At 73.5% G+C, this 17,391-nt stretch carries 12 protein-coding genes; 7 read left to right on the top strand and 5 right to left on the bottom strand.

Translation table 11 applies throughout. The features are described 5' to 3' along the window. The first annotated feature begins 88 nt into the window (after positions 1-88). From AB0L74_RS20645 to AB0L74_RS20660, 4 genes are all read left to right on the top strand, one after another. Complete coding sequence (locus tag AB0L74_RS20645) at positions 89-844, top strand: polysaccharide deacetylase family protein (protein ID WP_365654281.1); 756 nt, start codon at positions 89-91, stop codon at positions 842-844. Between the two features lie 184 nt (positions 845-1,028). Continuing rightward, positions 1,029-2,936 carry a hypothetical protein gene (locus AB0L74_RS20650; protein ID WP_365654054.1) on the top strand — a complete coding sequence of 636 codons (1,908 nt, stop codon included), beginning with the start codon at positions 1,029-1,031 and terminating at the stop codon, positions 2,934-2,936. Positions 2,937-2,969: 33 nt separating this feature from the next. Further along, positions 2,970-3,425 (top strand): hypothetical protein, encoded by a 456-nt coding sequence (locus tag AB0L74_RS20655; protein ID WP_365654057.1) that lies wholly within the window; start codon positions 2,970-2,972, stop codon positions 3,423-3,425. Beyond that, positions 3,422-4,579, top strand: a complete 1,158-nt coding sequence (locus AB0L74_RS20660) for a glycosyl hydrolase (RefSeq protein ID WP_365654060.1) — start codon at positions 3,422-3,424, stop codon at positions 4,577-4,579. Before AB0L74_RS20655 ends, AB0L74_RS20660 begins: the two co-directional genes overlap by 4 nt. Before the next feature lie 78 nt (positions 4,580-4,657). On the opposite strand, the gene AB0L74_RS20665 is transcribed toward AB0L74_RS20660, so the two are convergent. Then, positions 4,658-7,021 (bottom strand): lipopolysaccharide biosynthesis protein, encoded by a 2,364-nt coding sequence (locus AB0L74_RS20665; RefSeq protein WP_365654063.1) that lies wholly within the window; start codon positions 7,019-7,021, stop codon positions 4,658-4,660. Then, a complete protein-coding gene (locus AB0L74_RS20670; protein WP_365654066.1) occupies positions 7,014-8,393 on the bottom strand; it encodes a DegT/DnrJ/EryC1/StrS family aminotransferase in 1,380 nt (459 codons plus the stop codon). Before AB0L74_RS20670 ends, AB0L74_RS20665 begins: the two co-directional genes overlap by 8 nt. Positions 8,394-8,805: 412 nt before the next feature. Here AB0L74_RS20670 and fahA point away from each other — a divergent pair, with 412 nt between their 5' ends. Next, a complete protein-coding gene (gene fahA, locus AB0L74_RS20675; protein WP_365654069.1) occupies positions 8,806-10,017 on the top strand; it encodes a fumarylacetoacetase in 1,212 nt (403 codons plus the stop codon). Between the two features lie 206 nt (positions 10,018-10,223). Further along, positions 10,224-11,162: a M56 family metallopeptidase gene (locus AB0L74_RS20680; protein WP_365654073.1), complete on the top strand. Its 939-nt coding sequence runs from the start codon at positions 10,224-10,226 to the stop codon at positions 11,160-11,162. Positions 11,163-11,246: 84 nt separating this feature from the next. Here AB0L74_RS20680 and recQ read toward each other — a convergent pair whose 3' ends face one another. Further along, on the bottom strand, positions 11,247-13,280 hold the full coding sequence (gene recQ / locus AB0L74_RS20685) for a DNA helicase RecQ (RefSeq protein WP_365654076.1): 2,034 nt from the start codon (positions 13,278-13,280) through the stop codon (positions 11,247-11,249). Between the two features lie 193 nt (positions 13,281-13,473). Between recQ and AB0L74_RS20690 the strand changes: the two genes are divergently transcribed. After that, on the top strand, positions 13,474-14,076 hold the full coding sequence (locus AB0L74_RS20690) for a Uma2 family endonuclease (RefSeq protein ID WP_365654079.1): 603 nt from the start codon (positions 13,474-13,476) through the stop codon (positions 14,074-14,076). An 83-nt stretch (positions 14,077-14,159) separates the two neighbouring features. On the opposite strand, the gene nuoN is transcribed toward AB0L74_RS20690, so the two are convergent. Next, positions 14,160-15,818 (bottom strand): NADH-quinone oxidoreductase subunit NuoN, encoded by a 1,659-nt coding sequence (gene nuoN, locus AB0L74_RS20695; protein ID WP_365654082.1) that lies wholly within the window; start codon positions 15,816-15,818, stop codon positions 14,160-14,162. Continuing rightward, positions 15,815-17,386 (bottom strand): NADH-quinone oxidoreductase subunit M, encoded by a 1,572-nt coding sequence (locus AB0L74_RS20700; RefSeq protein ID WP_365654085.1) that lies wholly within the window; start codon positions 17,384-17,386, stop codon positions 15,815-15,817. The genes nuoN and AB0L74_RS20700 overlap by 4 nt, the downstream gene beginning before the upstream one ends. Positions 17,387-17,391 lie beyond the last annotated feature (5 nt).

Below are 17,391 nucleotides of genomic sequence, written 5' to 3' on the forward strand. Positions count from 1 at the left end.
ACCGGCGGCGGACGGCGGCGGCGGAGGGCCGGCGGGCCACGGCGCCCGGGGCCGGGCCGCCATCCCCGTCTTCCTCTACCACGCCGTGATGGACGACCCGCCGTCCTGGATCGCCGAGTTCACGGTCCGCCCGAAGGAGTTCGCCGCCCACCTCGACGCGATCGCCCGCAGCGGGCGCACGCCCGTCACCATCGGAGCGATCGCCGACCACCTCACCGGGCGGGCACCCCTGCCGCCCCGTCCCGTGGCGCTGACCTTCGACGACGGCTTCGCCGACCTGCCCGGGCCCACCGCCGAGGCGCTGGCCGCGCGCGGGCTGCCGGCCACCGCGTATCTCACCACCGGCGCCATCGTCCCGGGCGGGCGCAGCCTGCTGCCGCCCGCGCCGATGATGACCCTCGACCGGGTGGCGGAGCTGGAACGCCACGGCATGGAGATCGGCAGCCACACGGTCACGCACGCCCAGCTCGACACGCTGTCCCCGAAGGCGCTGGCATACGAACTGCGCGCCTCCAAGGCCGTGCTGGAGGACGCGCTCGGCCATCCGGTCCGGCACCTGGCCTATCCGCACGGCTACAACAGCCCGCGGGTGCGGGCCATGTCGGCGCGCGCCGGATACGAGACGGCCACCGCCGTACGGCACGCTCTCAGCTCGGACCGCGACGAGCGCTACCGCATCGCCCGCCTCATCGTGCGCCGCGGCCACACCGTCGCCGACGTCGAGAGCTGGCTGGCGGGCGAGGGCGCCCGCGTCGCGCCGTACCGCGACGGGCCGACGACGGTCGGCTGGCGGTGGTACCGCCGGGCCCGTGCCCTGCTGCACGGCCCCGTCTTCGCCGGCTGATCGTGAGGCGAACGGCGAGCGCGGCGGGCGCGGTGGGCGCGGTGGGCGCGGTGGGCGCGGTGGGCGACCGGCGAGACCGCCACCGCCCCCGCCATCCTCACGCATACGGCGACTTTCAGCGTGAAAAACATGATTAATCCCTATACTTGGCCCAGGGGAGGGGAGCCTCAGCGTGCGGCGTCATGTGCCTGTACCGAGCGCCGAGAGCAGCGCGCTGCCCGCCCCTGACCTCGCCGCCGGTCCGGGCGTCCCGGCGGGGAGCGCGGGCGACGACCGCGGACGCCGGTGGCTCCCGCGGCGGCCGCCCGGCCTCTGCCTGCCGGTCCTGCTGATCGCGGCCGGCCTGTGGGGGTACGCGCTGCCCCGCATCGGCTTCCGCGACATGGGCGACTACGGCCTGCTGGACCGGCTCCCCGCCGCCTATCACCTCTCCCTGCTGGTTCTCACCGCCGGCTTCGTCCTCAGTCTGCGGCGCGCGGGCACCGCCCCCTGGTGGCCGGCCGCGCACTGCGCCGCGCTGCTGTTCGCGCTGAAGGCGCCCCCGGCGGTGCTGTACGGGGCGGTGCGCTACCCGTGGGCCTCCAAGCACGACGCCGTCGTCGAGACCCTGCTCGCCAACCGTGCACTGCGGCCGGGCGCCGCGCTGTCGGGCAACATGTCCGCCTACGACCAGTGGCCGGGTTTCTTCACGCTCAACGCGGGCCTGGTGCGCGCCTTCGGCGTGGAGACCGCCGCCGTGTACGCCAACTGGGCACCGATCGTCCTCGGCCTGCTCACGCTGCCGGTGCTCGTCCTGATCTACCGCACCTTCTGCCAGGACTGGCGGCTGGTGTGGACCGCCGTGTGGATCTTCCAGCTCGCCAACTGGGTGGGCCAGGACTACTTCGCCCCGCAGGGACTCGCGTACCTGCTGCACCTGACGGTCATCGCGGTGGTGCTCCGGCACTTCGTGCGCCCCGGTTCCGCCGGCCGGCTGCGCGACCGCGCCTTCCTCGACCCGGCGGCCGCCGCCGTGCCACCGCCCACCGGGACCCGGCAGCGGGCGTTGTGCGTGGTGATCCTCGCCCCGCTGATCGCCGCCGTCAACGCCACCCACCAGCTCACCCCGGTGATGCTCTGCGTCTGTCTGCTCGCGCTCAACCTCACCCGCCGCTACCGCAACCACGGGCTGCTGGCCGTCGCCGCGCTGCTGATGCTCACCTGGGACCTGACCATGGGCCGGCCGCTGTTCGTCGAGACGCTCTCCACGCTCAGGGAGTCGATCGGCGAGCTGACCCGGAACTCCCGGGCGGGTTACGCGGGGCAGCTCACCGGCCCCGGCCCCGAACTCGCGGGCACCGCGGGCGTGCTGATGGTGCTCGCGGTCGCCGCCCTCGCCGGGGCCGCCGTCGTACTGCGGCGCCGGCTGACCCGCGGCGCGCTGCCGCTGCTGCTGGTCTCCGTCGCCCCGGTGCCGCTGTTCGCCGTGAACGACTACGGCGGCGAGATGCTCTTCCGCGTCTATCTGTTCGGACTGCCCGGTGCGGCCTTCTTCGCCGCCGCCGCGCTGGTACCGGCCGTCGCGGGCAGCCACCGCAGCCGGGCCCGCGTGCGGTGGCGCGGGGTCTCGGCGTTCGTCCGGCCGGCCGTCCTGCTGATGCTGCTGGCCGGCTTCCTGCCGTCGTACTACGGCAAGGAGAAGATGTACTACACGCCGCCCGAGGAGACCGCGCTGGTCACCCGGGCCCTCGACAACGCTCCCGACGGCTCGCTGATCCTCGCCGCCACCGGTTCCTTCCCGCGGGCGCTCCACCGCTACGACCGTCTCGAACACTGGTTCTTCGCCGAGCAGGAGCTGACCGAGAACGAGAGGATGCTGAAGGACCCGGCCGGTTACCTCGCCGACGGCATCCCGCCGGGCACCACCGCCTACGTCGTCCTCACCCGCACCCAGGACGTCTACACCGCCGGAGAGGGCCTGCTGCCGGCCGGCGGCTTCCGGACCCTGCGCGCGAAGCTGTCCGCCTCGCCGCTCTTCCGCACCGTCGAGGCGCGTCCCTACGGCGTCGTCCTGGAGTACCGCCCGGCCATCCGACGAACGACCCCGAGGTGACGAAGTGACCGTGAACGTCAGTCAGGCCAGCCCATGAACACCACCGAGTCCGAGCACATCGGCCCGACCGGCGGGGCCCGGGGCACCTCGGTTACCCGGGCCCGGCTCAGAGTCCTCATCGCGGTCTCGGGCTGGCTCGCGCTGGCCGCCACCGCCGTACCCGGCCCCGCCGCGCCGCGTTGGATCCCGGTGCTGCTGTTCACCCTGTTCGGCCCGGGCTGCGCGGTGCTGTATCCGCAGCCGGGCGGGCTGGCCGCCGGTGCCCGGCTGGAGGCCGTCGCGCTCGCCGCGCCCGTGAGCCTCTCGCTCGGTGTGCTCACCGCCACCTCGCTGTTCCTGGTGGAGGGCTTCTCGGCGACCGCCTTCCTCCTCGCGCTCGCCGTCTTCACCACGATCGCCGCGGCGCTGCCGGGGCTGCCGCTGCCCGCCGCGCGGCGCGGCGCGGTGGTGCGCGCGCCCCGCCGGTCCGCCGACGGGGGCGGCGCGTGAGGGGGCGGTACCGGCGGGGCGGGCCGTCCGAGTCGCGCGGGGTGCCGGGCGCGGGGCGAAGGAAGCGCGCCGGTACGGCCGTCGTCCTGGTGGCGGTGGCCGCGCTGCTCGCGGGGCTCGGCGTCTGGGCCGCCCGCACCGGGGACTCCCGGGCCCCGGGGGACGCCATGCCCCGCGACGCCGCCTCCGGCGAGCTGCCCAGCGGGCCCTGCGCCCCCACCGGCACGCTGGTGCCGCCGTGCGGCGCCTGGTGGGGGGCCTATGTCCCGTACGCGGCGAACGGCTCGCTCAAGGACGCGGTGCTCGGCTTCGAGAAGAGGATCGGCCGCAAGCTCGATCTCGTCTACAACTACCACGACATGTCGGGCACCGAGCTCGACGGGCAGCTGCTCACGCCCGACGAGCAGGAGCTCGGCGAGGACCGGCTGCTCATGCTGGCCTGGGAGTCCACCGTCTGGACCGAGCCGCACCACGAGAACTGGGCGGAGACCCAGCTCGGCTGGAAGAACATCGCCTCGGGGAAGTACGACGAGGAGATCCTCGATCCGCAGATCCGGCGCATCAAGGCGTACGGCAAACGCGTCTTCCTCTCCTTCGACCAGGAGACCGACGCCCGCGTCGGGGAAGGCGCCGGCACCCCGGAGGAGTTCGTGGCGGCCTACCGCCATCTGCGCGACCGCTTCCGGGAGCTGGGCGCCGACAACGTCGTATGGGTGTGGACCGTGTCCGGCTACCTGGGCAGCGCCGACGAGATGAAGGCGCTCTACCCCGGGGACGCGTACGTCGACTGGATCGCCATGGACCAGTACAACTACTACCAGTGCCACGGCACCACCGACTGGAAGGACTTCCTGCGCAGCCAGCGGCCCAGCTACCGATGGCTGCGGGCGAACATCAGCGACGACAAGCCGGTGATGCTGGCGGAGTTCGCCACCGCGCCCGACGCCGAGGACCCGGGGCGCCAGCGCGACTGGTACGAGCGGATCCCCGCCGCGGTGAGGGAGTTGCCCGCGGTGAAGGCCCTGGTGCACTGGAACCGGCCGACGTCCGAGGAGGCCGTGTGCGATCTGACCGTCGACGACGGTCCGGGCCTGGAGGGCTACCGGGAGGCGGGGAAGGACGGGTACTTCCACCAGCCGGTGCCGACCCGCTGACACCCGCTTCCTGACCCGGGGCCCGGCTCCCCGGCCAGGTCCGCGCCAGCGGCGGGACGGGCTCCGTCGATGGCCCGTTCAGCCGTCCGGGTCTCCGGGGCGCGGACGCCCCGGCGCCGGCACCGCGCGGGCGAGCGGGAGGAGTACGGCGAGCAGGGCGAGCAGCGGCACGGCGACCGGCGCGAGCGCGTCCCGTCCCGCCCAGCCGCCCAGCGCGACGACGTACAGCACCCCCCACAGCCCCGGCCAGGTCAGCCGCCCGGCCGCCCGGGCGAGCAGCAGCCCCAGAGGTGCGAGGCACAGCGGTTGCGCGACCACCGGAGCCCACCGCAGCAGCGGCTCAGAGCTGTCGAGCCCCACCACCTCCGCCAGGAACCCGGCCACCGGCGCGTACCCCGGCCCGCCCACCGGCCCCGGCTCCCAGCCGAGCGCCACGGGCGCGGCGTACAGGGCGATCAGTACGGAGCCCAGCGCCGCCCCTGGCAGCCACGCGTCGCGCGCGGCGCGCAGCGTCACCGACGCCACGAACACCACGAGCAGCACACCGCCCGCGACGAGCGCCGAAGGCGGCAGTCCCTCCAGCAGCTGGCGCCCGGTCGGCCCGGTCCCGGAACGCCGTGGCGCGCGGTCGAGCCAGGGCAGGCCGCGCAGAGCCGCCCAGAAGACCGCGGTGGCGAGACCGAGCACGCACCACAGGGCAGCCGTGAGCCACCGCACCCGGGGGTCGGCGTGCCCGCCCCTCCCGGCCGGGGGCGGTCTGCCGGGACCCTCCGTCCAGGTGTCGCCCTTGGTGTCGGTGTCGGTACCGGTGTCGGTGTCGGTGTCGTTCTTGGTGTCGGTGTCGGTGTCGTTCTCGGTTTCGGTGTGGGCGCGGGCGTCGGGCTGGTGCGGCCGGACGATCAGGGCCAGCGTGTCCGCCTGAAGCGCCTCGCGTTCGTACCCGGGACGGCCGATGAACAAGGTGGCCGTGTCCTCGTCGGCGCCCTTGTGCTCGTACGCCGCCCGCCGGGCCCAGTTCGTGCCGTACCCGGCGGTGGCGTTCAACCGGGCCCAGCGGGTGCCGTAGGCGGGGGCGGCGGGGGTGCCGGCGGCCTGCTTCCGGCGGCGCGGGAGGCGCCCGGGCCCGCCGCCTTCGTTGCCGCGCAGGGCGCCGCGCAGGCCGGGGACGCAGCCCGCGGCGACCACCGTCATGCCCAGCAGCACCGCCCAGCCGGCGCCCGCGATCCCGGCCGGGGTGAACAGCACGGCCGCGCCGCCCAGGACGAGGACGCACATGGCGCCCTGGACGACGGCCAGCACGCCGGTACGGCCCTGGACCCGCAGCACCCCGATGTACAGCTCGACGGCGACGCGCGGCAGCGCGCCGAGGGCGAGCAGCCGCAGCACCGCGGAGCCGTGCTCGGCGTAGTCCGCGTCGAAGGGCGCGAGGATCCGCGGGGCGAAGACCACCAGCACCAGCACCACCGGCACCAGCAGCAGCGTCATGCGGCGCAGCGCCCCGCGGACTCCGTCGGCCAGATGGCGCGGGTCGTGCGAGGCGTGGGCGGTGAGCGAGGAGGCCATGTTGATGGCCATGAACTCCATCGTCCCGCCGACGGTGTACGCCACGTAGAAGTAGCCGTTCTCCGCCGCGCTGAAGCGCACGGCGACCATCACCGGCAGCAGGTTGATCATCGCCAGGCTGAACAGCGCGCCCAGCGAGTCCCCGGCCAGGAAGCGGCCCATCTCCCGGATGCCGGGCGGCTCCAGATCGCGGTCGGCGGCGGCCTGGCGGGGAATGAGCCGGCGGAAGACGAGCCAGCCGAGCGGCAGTGTGGAGAAGGCGATCGCCACGGCCCAGGAGACGAAGACGCCCAGCACCGGCAGGGTGCCGGCGAAGAGGGCCAGCAGGACCAGTTTCCCGACCGAGAAGACCGCGTTGCCGGCCGGCACCCACTCGGCCTTGCGCAGCCCGGTCAGCACCCCGTCCTGGAGGGTGAGCAGCGCCCACGCCGCGCACGCCGCCACGAACAGCGCGCCCGCCGCGGGGGTGCCCAGCGGCGCGTACGACGCCCCCCACAGGTCCAGCGTGAGCAGGAAGACCAGGGCGGCGAGGGTGACGACCACCGAACTGGCCGCGTACGTACGCCACACCAGGGACGCGGTGGCCCGGCCCGCGCGCGGCACGAAGCGGACGACCGCGCCGATCAGCGTGGTCGCCGTGATGCTGGCGAGGAGCCGCATCGCGGCGATGGCGGCCGAGCCCTGCCCGACGGCCTCCTCCGAGTAGTAGCGCGCGGCCACGAGCCAGAACCCCAGCCCGAGCACCGCGGACACGCCGGTGCTGAGCATGAGGAAGTAGGCGTTCTTGAACAGCGAGTCGGCGGCGGGCCCGCCGCCGGGCGCCTTCGGGCCGCCGTCGGCGGGAGCCGTGGCGGGCTCGTGCACCCGCGTCTCAGCCACGCGCCGAACCTCGTCCGCGCGGTGGCTCGGCGGGCCGTGCCCCGCACTCCTCCAGCACGACGGCGACCTCGCGGGCGCGCAGCGGATCGACGGGCAGCGCGTGCCGGGCGAACCAGCGCGCCCCCTCGGGGGCGGGCGACACGTCGGTGAAGTCCGCGCCCGCGTAGTCGTCCAGGGGCGGGTCGTAGAGGTAGCCGACGACGATGCCCCGCCGGGCCAGTGCCGCGATCGCCGCGTCCCGGTCGGCCACCAGCAACGGCACCCGGAACAACGGCTGCGCCCGGTCCGGCTGCGCGCGATCCGGGTGCACGCGATCCGGGTGCACGCGGTCCGGATGTGCCCGGTCCCGATGTGCCCGGTCCGGGTGCGCGCGAACCGGATGCCTCCGGTCCGGCTGCCCGTGATCAGGATGCCCGTGCGGCCTGGGCGCGGCCCCCGAGGCGGGCGGCGCCCAGGACGTCGACAGCAGCAGCTCCGTCCCCGCCCGGCACGCCGCGAGCACCTCGTCCAGCCGGTCGAGCCTGCGGCCGATGCGGGCCAGCCGCAGCGGACCGGAGCGCAGCCGGTAGTCGTGCATGTCCACCCGCACCCAGGGGTCGTACGCTCCCAGATCCGGCGCCGTGGCGCCCGCCCGGGCCAGCTCCCGGGGACGCAGCGGCATCCGGATCTCCTCGCGCTCCATCAGCCCCAGCAGCCGCACCGTCGCCCAGGCGGCGCGCCGCAGCCCCAGCGCCCGCACGGCGGCCTCCGCATAGGGCCGCACCGCGTACGCGGCCTCGGACGCCGCCCGCCGCGGCAGGAGCAGGTCCTCACAGGACTTGGCGAGGGTTTCCCGCAGGCCCGGATCGGCGACGGCCAGCATGCCCCCGGCCTGGGCGCCGACGTGCTTGGACAGGCTGAAGACCGAGGCATCGCCCCAGGCCCCGACGGACCGCCCGCCGATGTCACTGCCGATGGCGTGCGCCACGTCCTCGAACAGCGGAATGCCCAACGCGTCGCATCTGCGCCGCAATTCGGGCGCCGGGTCGGGGTTGCCGTACAGGTTGGTCGTGAGGACGGCGGAGAGCGAACCCCACACCTCGCCGGGCACCGCGTCGACGTCGATGGACGCGTCCAGCGGGTTCACCGGCGCCTGCACCGGCCGCAGTCCCGCGGCGAGCACGACGAAGAAGATGACGTCATCGTTGACCGGCGACATCAGCACCCTGCCTCCGGGCGGGCACCAGTGACGCAGCGCCACGTACAGCCCGTACCGGCACGACGGCACGTACACGCATTCCCGGCCGAGTCTGCGGCGCATGGTCTCTTCCAGCCGTCCCGGCTGTGATCCCGGCCGCGCCGAACCCGGGCGGGCCCCCTCCCGCATGGCCATTCGCCCCCCTGTGTGCCAACGGAACGCCCCCTCCCCGAGACCTTCCGGCACCCGCCCAGAGTCACCCGGTTCGCACCGCTCCGTCAAGAATGCGGACCGGCCTGTGGCGACCTCCCGCACACGAGCGGAAGCGGAGCGCGACTGCCCGTCTCCGCGCGTGCCAATCTCCGCCGGTGCCCGTCTCCGTGGGTGCCCCGTCTCCGTGGGTGCCCCGTCTCCGCGCGTGCCCGTCTCCGCTCGGCGGTACGCGAACCCCCACCGGCCGTCTCGCCCGCCACGCCCCGCCGCGGTCGCCGTGCTCTGCCCAAGAGCGGGGTGGCGCACGTAACGTGTGGCCCGGCCACGGATCACGTGGCGTACGGCGCACCGCGCACCCGCGCACACGGCGAGCACGAAAGCGAGGCAGCACCCGATGCCCCCCTTCGATGTCCCCGAGGGCGACCCCTTCGGTCCGCACAACCTTCCGTACGGCGTGTTCTCCCGTCCCGGCTCCCAGGAGCGGACGGTGGGCGTCCGCCTCGGCGACCACGTGCTGGACGCCGGTGCGGCGGCCCGGGCGCTCGGCTCGCCGTACGCCTCCCTGCTCGCCCGGCCGACCCTCAACCCGCTGCTGGCCGCGGGCCGCACCGCATGGTCGGACGTCCGGCGCGCGCTGACGGCGTGGGTGACGGTGCCCTCCCACCGCGAGGTCGTCGAGCCCCTGTTCCACCCGCTGTCCTCGGTGACCCTGCACCTGCCCTTCGAGGTCGCGGACTACGTCGACTTCTACGCCTCCGAGAACCACGCCCGGAACGTCGGCCGCATCTTCCGCCCCGACGCCGAGGACTCCCTCACCCCCAACTGGAAGCATCTGCCGATCGGTTACCACGGCCGCTCCGGCACGGTCGTCGTCTCGGGCACGGACGTCGTACGGCCCTCCGGGCAGCGCAAGGCACCCACCGACCCCGCTCCCGTCTTCGGACCCTCCGTGCGCCTGGACATCGAGGCGGAGGTCGGCTTCGTGGTCGGTGTGCCCTCCGAACCGGGCCGCCCGGTCCCGCTCGGCGACTTCCGCGAGCACGTCTTCGGCCTGTGCCTGCTGAACGACTGGTCCGCGCGGGACATCCAGGCCTGGGAGTACATGCCCCTCGGCCCCTTCCTCGGCAAGTCCTTCGCCACCTCGGTGTCGGCCTGGATCACCCCGCTGGACGCCCTGGAGGAGGCGCGGGTGGCACCGCCGGAGCGGACGCACGCCCTGCTGCCCTATCTCGACGACACCGGCGAGGAACCCGGCGGCTACGACCTGCGCATCTCCGTCGCCGTCAACGGTCACGTCGTGTCCGAGCCGCCCTTCTCCACCATGTACTGGACGGCCGCCCAGCAACTGGCCCACATGACCGTCAACGGCGCCCGCCTGCGCACCGGCGACCTCTACGGCTCCGGCACCGTCAGCGGCCCCGCCGAGCGGGAGCGCGGCTCCCTGCTGGAACTGACCTGGAACGGCCGCGACCCGCTGGAACTCCCCGACGGCAAGCGCACGTTCCTGGAGGACGGTGACGTGGTGACCCTCTCGGCGTGGGCGCCGGGACCGGCCGGGACCCGGGTGGGCCTCGGCGAGGTGACCGGACGCGTGGTCGCCGGGTGAGACCGCGCGCGTCCGGCCGCCCTCCCGGATTGGTGGCCGTTGACGCCTGACTCGCGCCGCCCGCCCCCGTCATACTGACGGCGGGCGGTGTGCGCGGCGGCACGCCGGTCGCAATCCTCGCGGTCGTGGCTCTCGCCGCGACCGTCCGCCCGCCGAGCACGACCCAGAGCCGAAGCCGTCCCTTCCGAGGATCCGGAGCCTGTGGCATGACCGTCTGCCTGCTCCTGCTGAGCGCCGTCGCCCTGACCGCCGCCGTACCGGTCCCGCGTGCCCTGACGCGGGCCGCGTGGCCCGAGCGGGAACCCGTGGTCGCGCTCTGGGTGTGGCAGTGCCTGGTCGCGACCGTCCTGCTGTGCTGCCTGACCGCGCTGGCGCTGGCCGCCGCGGCCGTCTTCGGCACCGTCCGCGCCCAGCTGTTCGCCCCGGCGCCGCCCGCGGTGACCGCGGCGTACGACCTCTCCTCGGGCTCCCCCTGGGCCGCCGCCCTCACGCTGCTGCTGGCCTGCGGCGCGGCCTGGACGACCGCGATGCTGGCCCGCCAGCTCGTCGAGGCCCGCCGACGCCACGCCCAGGCCCGCGCCCACCTGCGGGAACGCGCCCCCGATCTGCCCGCCGGCCTCCCCGGCGCGCGCGGCCCCCTCCTGGTCCTGGAGGAGGAGTACCCGGACGCCTGGTGGATGCCCGGCAACCCTCCCCAGCTGATCGTCACCACCGGCGCCCTGCACCGCCTCACCGACCACCAGCTCGACGCCGTCCTCACCCACGAGCGCGGCCACGCCCGCGCCCGCCACGACTGGCTGCTGCACCTGTCCACCGCACTGGCCACCGGATTCCCCCGCATCCCGCTCTTCGCCCACTTCTGCGACCAGACGCACCGCCTGGTCGAGCTCGCCGCCGACGACACCGCCTCCCGGCGCTGCGGCCACCTGACCACCGCCCTGGCCCTGATCGAGCTCAACCAGCACCGGGGCGTCCTGTCCTGCGCCTCCAGCCACCGCCTCCTCGGCGAGCGGGTGGACCGCCTCCTGGAGCCCCCGCCCCGCCTCGGCCGCCGCCACCGGGCCCTGACGACGACGGTGGCGGCGCTGGTCCCCCTGCTCCCCGTACTGATCACCTTCGCGCCGGGACTGACGGCACTGGCGTGACGGCGGCCCGGCCCCGCCCGGCCGGTCCCGCGCCGTCGCCGCGGGCCCGGCCTCACACGGGGCGCGGCACGCTGGCAGCCCCCGTCACCAGTCCACCGGCTCTTCGTCCGGCTCCGCCTCCGGCTCGGGCCAGGCGTCCCGCTCCGGACCGGCGTCCCCGGCCGCCTCCGGCCGCGCCGCATCCGGCCCGGCGGCAGGTCCGTCCGCCGGTCCGCCTGCCGGTCCCTCGTCCGGTCCGCCCGCCGAGGCCAGCACCTGAAGGACCCCTTCCCCGTACGTCACCAGCTTCTTCTCCCCCACCCCGCTGATGCCCCCGAGCTCCGCCACCGACGTGGGCCAGGCCGTGACGATCTCCCGGAGCGTGGCGTCGTGGAAGATGACGTAGGCCGGGACGCCCTGTTCGCGGGCCTGCTCGACACGCCAGGACCGCAGCGCCTCGAACGCGGGCAGCAGCGTCTCCGGCAGCTCGGCCGCCGCGGCCCGCGGCTTGCGCTCGCCGCGCCCGGATCCGGCGGCCGCCGTCCGGGAGGCCGTCGGCTTCTTCGGCTCCTTGCGCAGCGGCACCTCCCGCTCCCGCCGCAGCACCGCCCCGCTGGCCTCGGTCAGCACCAGGGTGCCGTACTCCCCCTCGACCGCGAGCAGCCCCTGCGCCAGCAGCTGCCGGACGACGCCCCGCCACTCGCCCTCGGTCAGCTCCGTGCCGATGCCGAAGACGGAGAGCTGGTCGTGGTCGAACTGGATCACCTTGCCGGTCCGCTTGCCCAGCAGGATGTCGATGATCTGCCCGGCGCCGAACTTCTGCCCGCGCTCCCGCTTCAGCCGCACCACCGTCGACAGCAGCTTCTGCGCCGGGATCGTGCCGTCCCAGGTCTCCGGCGGGGTGAGGCAGGTGTCGCAGTTGCCGCAGGCCGCCGCGTCGGCCTCCTGCCCGAAGTAGGCGAGCAGCTGGCCCCGGCGGCACCGCACCGTCTCGCACAGCGCGAGCATGGCGTCCAGGTGCTGGGCGGCCCGGCGGCGGAACGCCTCGTCGCCCTCGCCGGACTGGATCAGCTTGCGCTGCTGTATGACGTCGTTGAGCCCGTACGCCATCCACGCCGTCGACGGCAGCCCGTCGCGTCCGGCACGTCCCGTCTCCTGGTAGTAGCCCTCGACCGACTTGGGCAGGTCCAGGTGGGCGACGAAGCGCACGTCCGGCTTGTCGATGCCCATGCCGAAGGCGATCGTCGCCACGACCACCAGGCCGTCCTCCCGCAGGAAGCGGGACTGGTGCGCCGCGCGGGTGCCCGCGTCCAGGCCCGCGTGGTACGGCACCGCCTCGACGCCGTTGCGGGTCAGGAACTCGGCCGTCTTCTCGACGGAGTTCCGCGAGAGGCAGTACACGATGCCCGCGTCGCCGGGGTGCTCCTCGCGCAGGAAGCTCAGCAGCTGCTTCTTCGGGTCGGTCTTGGGCACGATCCGGTACTGGATGTTGGGCCGGTCGAAGCTGGCGACGAAGTGCCGCGCCGCCGGCATGTTCAGCCGCTCGGTGGTCTCCGCGTGCGTGGCGCGCGTGGCGGTCGCCGTGAGGGCGATGCGGGGGACGTCCGGCCAGCGCTCGCCGAGCAGCGACAGGGCCAGGTAGTCGGGCCGGAAGTCGTGGCCCCACTGGGACACGCAGTGCGCCTCGTCGATCGCGAAGACCGAGATCTTGCCGCGTGAGAGCAGGTCGAGGGTGCTGTCCAGGCGCAGCCGCTCCGGGGCCAGGTACAGCAGGTCCAGCTCACCGGCGAGGAACTCGGCCTCCACCACCCGCCGCTCGTCGAAGTCCTGCGTGGAGTTCATGAACCCGGCGTTCACCCCGAGCGCCCGCAGCGCGTCCACCTGGTCCTGCATCAGCGCGATCAGCGGGGACACCACGACGCCCGTACCCGGCCTGACCAGGGCCGGGACCTGATAGCACAGCGACTTGCCGGCGCCGGTGGGCATGAGCACGACGGCGTCGCCGCCCGCGATCACATGATCGACCACGGCCTCCTGCTCGCCGCGGAAGGACTCGTACCCGAAGACCCGGTGCAGCGTGGCCAGTGCCTCGCTCGCCGTCGTCCCTGCCATCTCGCCGATCACGCCCGTCCCGCTCATCGTCCCGTCCCCCGTATGTCCTGCCTCGTCCACTGCGTCCACCGCGTCCACGATAGGCGGCGGCGCCGACAGCGCCGGAGTTATCCACAGGTCCGGTCAAGGACACGCCCTCGTTCACACGTGCGTGGGAGACCCGAGCGTTCCCCCGGATAGCCTGGAAGCACCGGCGAGATTCCGTCCCATGGGAGCACTGATGAGCGTCGCACCGAAGGCGTCCACGCCCACCTGGCCGATCCCGCCGGAAGGCGGCTGGACCGCCGACGACCTGGAACGCCTCCCGAATCTTCCTCCGCACACGGAATTGATCGACGGGAGCCTGGTCTTCGTGAGTCCGCAGACTCTTTTCCATTCTCGCGCTGTGAGCTTCTTCGAATGGCAGCTCCAGTCCCTGGCCCCGGCGGACTACGAGGTCGTCCGTGAGTTCACGATCGACATCGACCGCCAGAACCGGCCCGAGCCGGACGTCATCGTCGTGCGCGGGGACGTCGTCGAGGACCCCGAGCAGACCCGCTACCCGGCCGAGGCGGTCCTCCTCGCCATCGAGGTCGTCTCCGCCGACTCCGTCTCCCGGGACCGCGAGACGAAGCCCCTGAAGTACGCCCGGGCCGGCATCCCCCACTACTGGCGCGTGGAACACGAGAAGGGAGTCGCCGCGGTCCACGCCTTCGAGCTGGAGCCCACCACCGGCGCGTACGCCAGCGTGGGCATCTTCCGCGAGCGGATGAAGGTGAGCGTGCCCTTCCCGGTGGACCTGGACCTCACCGCGATCAAGCCTCGCCGGGGCGGCGACCGGTAGCCCCCCGGCGAAGGGAGCGGCCCGGACACCCCCCAAAGGTGTCCGGGCCGCTCCCATGGCGGGCAGGCGCCGCGAAGGCCGCGTCAGCGCACGAACACTCCCGCCTGTCCCGCCAGATCCAGGAAGTACTGCGGTGCCACACCCAGCACCAGCGTCACCGCGACTCCCACCCCGATCGCCGTCACCGTCAGCGGCGACGGCACGGCCACCGTCGGGCCCTCCGGCCGCGGCTCGCTGAAGAACATCAGCACGATCACGCGGATGTAGAAGAACGCCGCGATCGCCGACGAGATCACGCCGACCACGACCAGCGGCGCCGCGCCGCCCTCGGCCGCCGCCTTGAACACGGCGAACTTGCCCGCGAAACCGGAGGTCAGCGGGATCCCGGCGAAGGCCAGCAGGAACACCGCGAACACCGCCGCGACCAGGGGCGACCGGCGGCCCAGGCCGGCCCACTCCGACAGGTGCGTCGCCTCGCCGCCCGCGTCCCGCACCAGCGTCACCACGGCGAAGGCACCGAGCGTCACGAACGAGTACGCCGCGAGGTAGAAGAGGACCGACGACACGCCGTCCGGGGTGGTCGCGATGACGCCCGCCAGGATGAAGCCCGCGTGGGCGATCGACGAGTACGCCAGCAGCCGCTTGATGTCGGTCTGCGTGATCGCCACGATGGCGCCGCCCAGCATGGTGACGATCGCCACGCCCCACATCACCGGCCGCCAGTCCCAGCGCAGGCCGGGCAGGACGACGTACAGGATCCGCAGCAGCGCGCCGAACGCGGCCACCTTCGTCGCCGCCGCCATGAACCCGGTCACCGGCGTCGGCGCGCCCTGGTACACGTCCGGCGTCCACATGTGGAACGGCACCGCGCCCACCTTGAACAGCAGGCCCATCACGAGCAGCCCGGCGCCCACCAGGAGCAGCGCGTCGTTGCCCATGGTGTCGGCGAGCGCGGGAGTGATGTCGATGGCCGAGCCGTCGACGACCTGGGCGATCCGCGCGTACGACATCGAGCCGGCGTAGCCGTACAGCAGGGCGATGCCGAACAGGGTGAACGCGGAGGCGAACGCGCCGAGCAGGAAGTACTTGACGGCCGCTTCCTGCGACATGAGCCGCTTGCGGCGGGCCAGCGCGCACAGCAGGTACAGCGGGAGGGAGAAGACCTCCAGGGCCACGAACAGGGTCAGCAGGTCGTTGGCGGCCGGGAAGACCAGCATGCCGGCGACCGCGAACAGCAGCAGCGGGAACACCTCGGTGGTGGTGAAGCCGGCCTTCACGGCCGCCTTCTCGCTGTCGCTGCCCGGCACGGAGGCGGCCTGCGCGGCGAAGGAGTCGACCCGGTTACCGTGCGCCGCGGGGTCCAGCCGCCGCTCGGCGAAGGTGAACAGGCCGACCAGCGCGGCCAGCAGAATGGTGCCCTGGAGGAACAGGGCCGGTCCGTCGACGGCGATCGCGCCCATCGCCGCGATCCGCGCCTTGGTCGTGCCGTACCCGTCGGCCGCGAGCGCGACCACCGCGGCGAAGGCGGCGGCGAGCGCGACGACGGACACGAACATCTGGGCGTGGTAGCGGGTCCTGCGCGGCACGAACGCCTCGACGAGGACCCCGACGATCGCCGCGCCGACGACGATCAGGGTGGGCGACATCTGCCCGTACTCGAACTTCGGCGCGTCGATCTTCGTGATCGGGTCGGCCGCGGTTGCCGCCGTTGTCCACAGGCTGTGGACGGCTGATGCGCTCACTTGGCCGCCTCCACCTCGGGCTGGGGGTCCTTCTTCTGTACGTCGGACATGGTCTGCTCGACCGCCGGGTTCACGATGTCCGTAACGGGCTTCGGGTAGACGCCCAGGAAGAGCAGCAGGGCGATCAGCGGCGCGACGACCGCGAGCTCCCGCACCCGCAGGTCGGGCATGGTGGCGACCTCGGGCTTCACCGGGCCGGTCATCGTCCGCTGGTACAGGACGAGGGTGTAGAGCGCGGCCAGGACGATGCCGAAGGTGGCGATGACGCCGATCACCGGGTAGCGCGTGAACGTGCCGACCAGGACGAGGAACTCGCTGACGAAGGGCGCCAGGCCCGGCAGCGACAGGGTCGCCAGGCCGCCGATCAGGAACGTGCCGGCGAGGACCGGGGCGACCTTCTGCACTCCGCCGTAGTCGGCGATGAGCCGCGAGCCGCGCCGCGAGATCAGGAAGCCCGCCACCAGCATCAGCGCGGCGGTGGAGATGCCGTGGTTGACCATGTAGAGCGTCGCCCCGGACTGGCCCTGGCTGGTCATCGCGAAGATGCCCATGATGATGAAGCCGAAGTGCGAGATCGACGCGTACGCCACCAGCCGCTTGATGTCGCGCTGGCCTACCGCGAGCAGCGCCCCGTAGATGATGCTGATCAGGGCGAGGACGAGGATGACGGGCGTCGCCCACGTGCTCGCCTCCGGGAAGAGCTGGAGGCAGAAGCGGAGCATCGCGAAGGTGCCCACCTTGTCGACGACCGCCGTGATGAGCACGGCGACCGGGGCGGTGGCCTCCCCCATCGCGTTGGGCAGCCAGGTGTGCAGCGGCCACAGCGGCGCCTTCACCGCGAAGGCGAGGAAGAAGCCGAGGAACAGCCAGCGCTCGGTGCCGGTCGCCATGGTCAGCTCGCCGCTGGCCCGCGCCTCGGCGATCTCGGTGAGGGAGAAGTTCCCGGCGACCACGTACAGGCCGATCACCGCGGCCAGCATGATCAGACCGCCGGCCAGGTTGTACAGGAGGAACTTCACCGCCGCGTACGACCGCTGCGTCGCCGCCGTCTTCTCGCCGTGCTCGTGGGCACGGTCCCCGAAGCCGCCGATGAGGAAGTACATCGGGATCAGCATGGCTTCGAAGAAGATGTAGAAGAGGAAGACGTCGGTGGCCGCGAAGGAGATGACCACCATCGCCTCGACGGCCAGGATCAGGGCGAAGAAGCCCTGCGTCGGCCGCCACCGCTTGCTTCCCGTCTCCAGCGGGTCGGCGTCGTGCCAGCCCGCCAGGACGATGAACGGGATGAGCACGGCGGTCAGCGCGATCAGCGCCACCGCGATGCCGTCCACGCCCAGCTCGTAGCGGACCCCGAACTCCTCGATCCAGGAGTGGGACTCGGTGAGCTGGTAGCGGCGGCCGTCCGGGTCGAAGCGGACCAGGATCGCGATCGCGAGGGCGAGCGTGGCCAGCGAGAACAGCAGCGCCAGCCACTTGGCGGCGGTGCGCTTGGCGGCCGGCACGGCGGCCGTGGCGATCGCCCCGACGGCGGGGAGCACCGCCGTCGCTGTCAGCAGGGGAAAGGACATCGGTA

Source organism: Streptomyces sp. NPDC052020 (genome assembly GCF_040680575.1).
Classification (GTDB): domain Bacteria; phylum Actinomycetota; class Actinomycetes; order Streptomycetales; family Streptomycetaceae; genus Streptomyces.

What these genes read in the sequence shown, in the direction of transcription:
- AB0L74_RS20645 (WP_365654281.1), top strand. Translation starts at nt 89, where the DNA reads ATGGACGACCCGCCGTCCTGGATCGCCGAGTTCACGGTCCGCCCGAAG.
- AB0L74_RS20655 (WP_365654057.1), top strand. Translation starts at nt 2,970, where the DNA reads ATGAACACCACCGAGTCCGAGCACATCGGCCCGACCGGCGGGGCCCGG.
- AB0L74_RS20670 (WP_365654066.1), bottom strand. Translation starts at nt 8,393, where the DNA reads ATGGCCATGCGGGAGGGGGCCCGCCCGGGTTCGGCGCGGCCGGGATCA.
- fahA (WP_365654069.1), top strand. Translation starts at nt 8,806, where the DNA reads ATGCCCCCCTTCGATGTCCCCGAGGGCGACCCCTTCGGTCCGCACAAC.
- AB0L74_RS20680 (WP_365654073.1), top strand. Translation starts at nt 10,224, where the DNA reads ATGACCGTCTGCCTGCTCCTGCTGAGCGCCGTCGCCCTGACCGCCGCC.
- recQ (WP_365654076.1), bottom strand. Translation starts at nt 13,280, where the DNA reads ATGAGCGGGACGGGCGTGATCGGCGAGATGGCAGGGACGACGGCGAGC.
- AB0L74_RS20690 (WP_365654079.1), top strand. Translation starts at nt 13,474, where the DNA reads ATGAGCGTCGCACCGAAGGCGTCCACGCCCACCTGGCCGATCCCGCCG.
- AB0L74_RS20700 (WP_365654085.1), bottom strand. Translation starts at nt 17,386, where the DNA reads ATGTCCTTTCCCCTGCTGACAGCGACGGCGGTGCTCCCCGCCGTCGGG.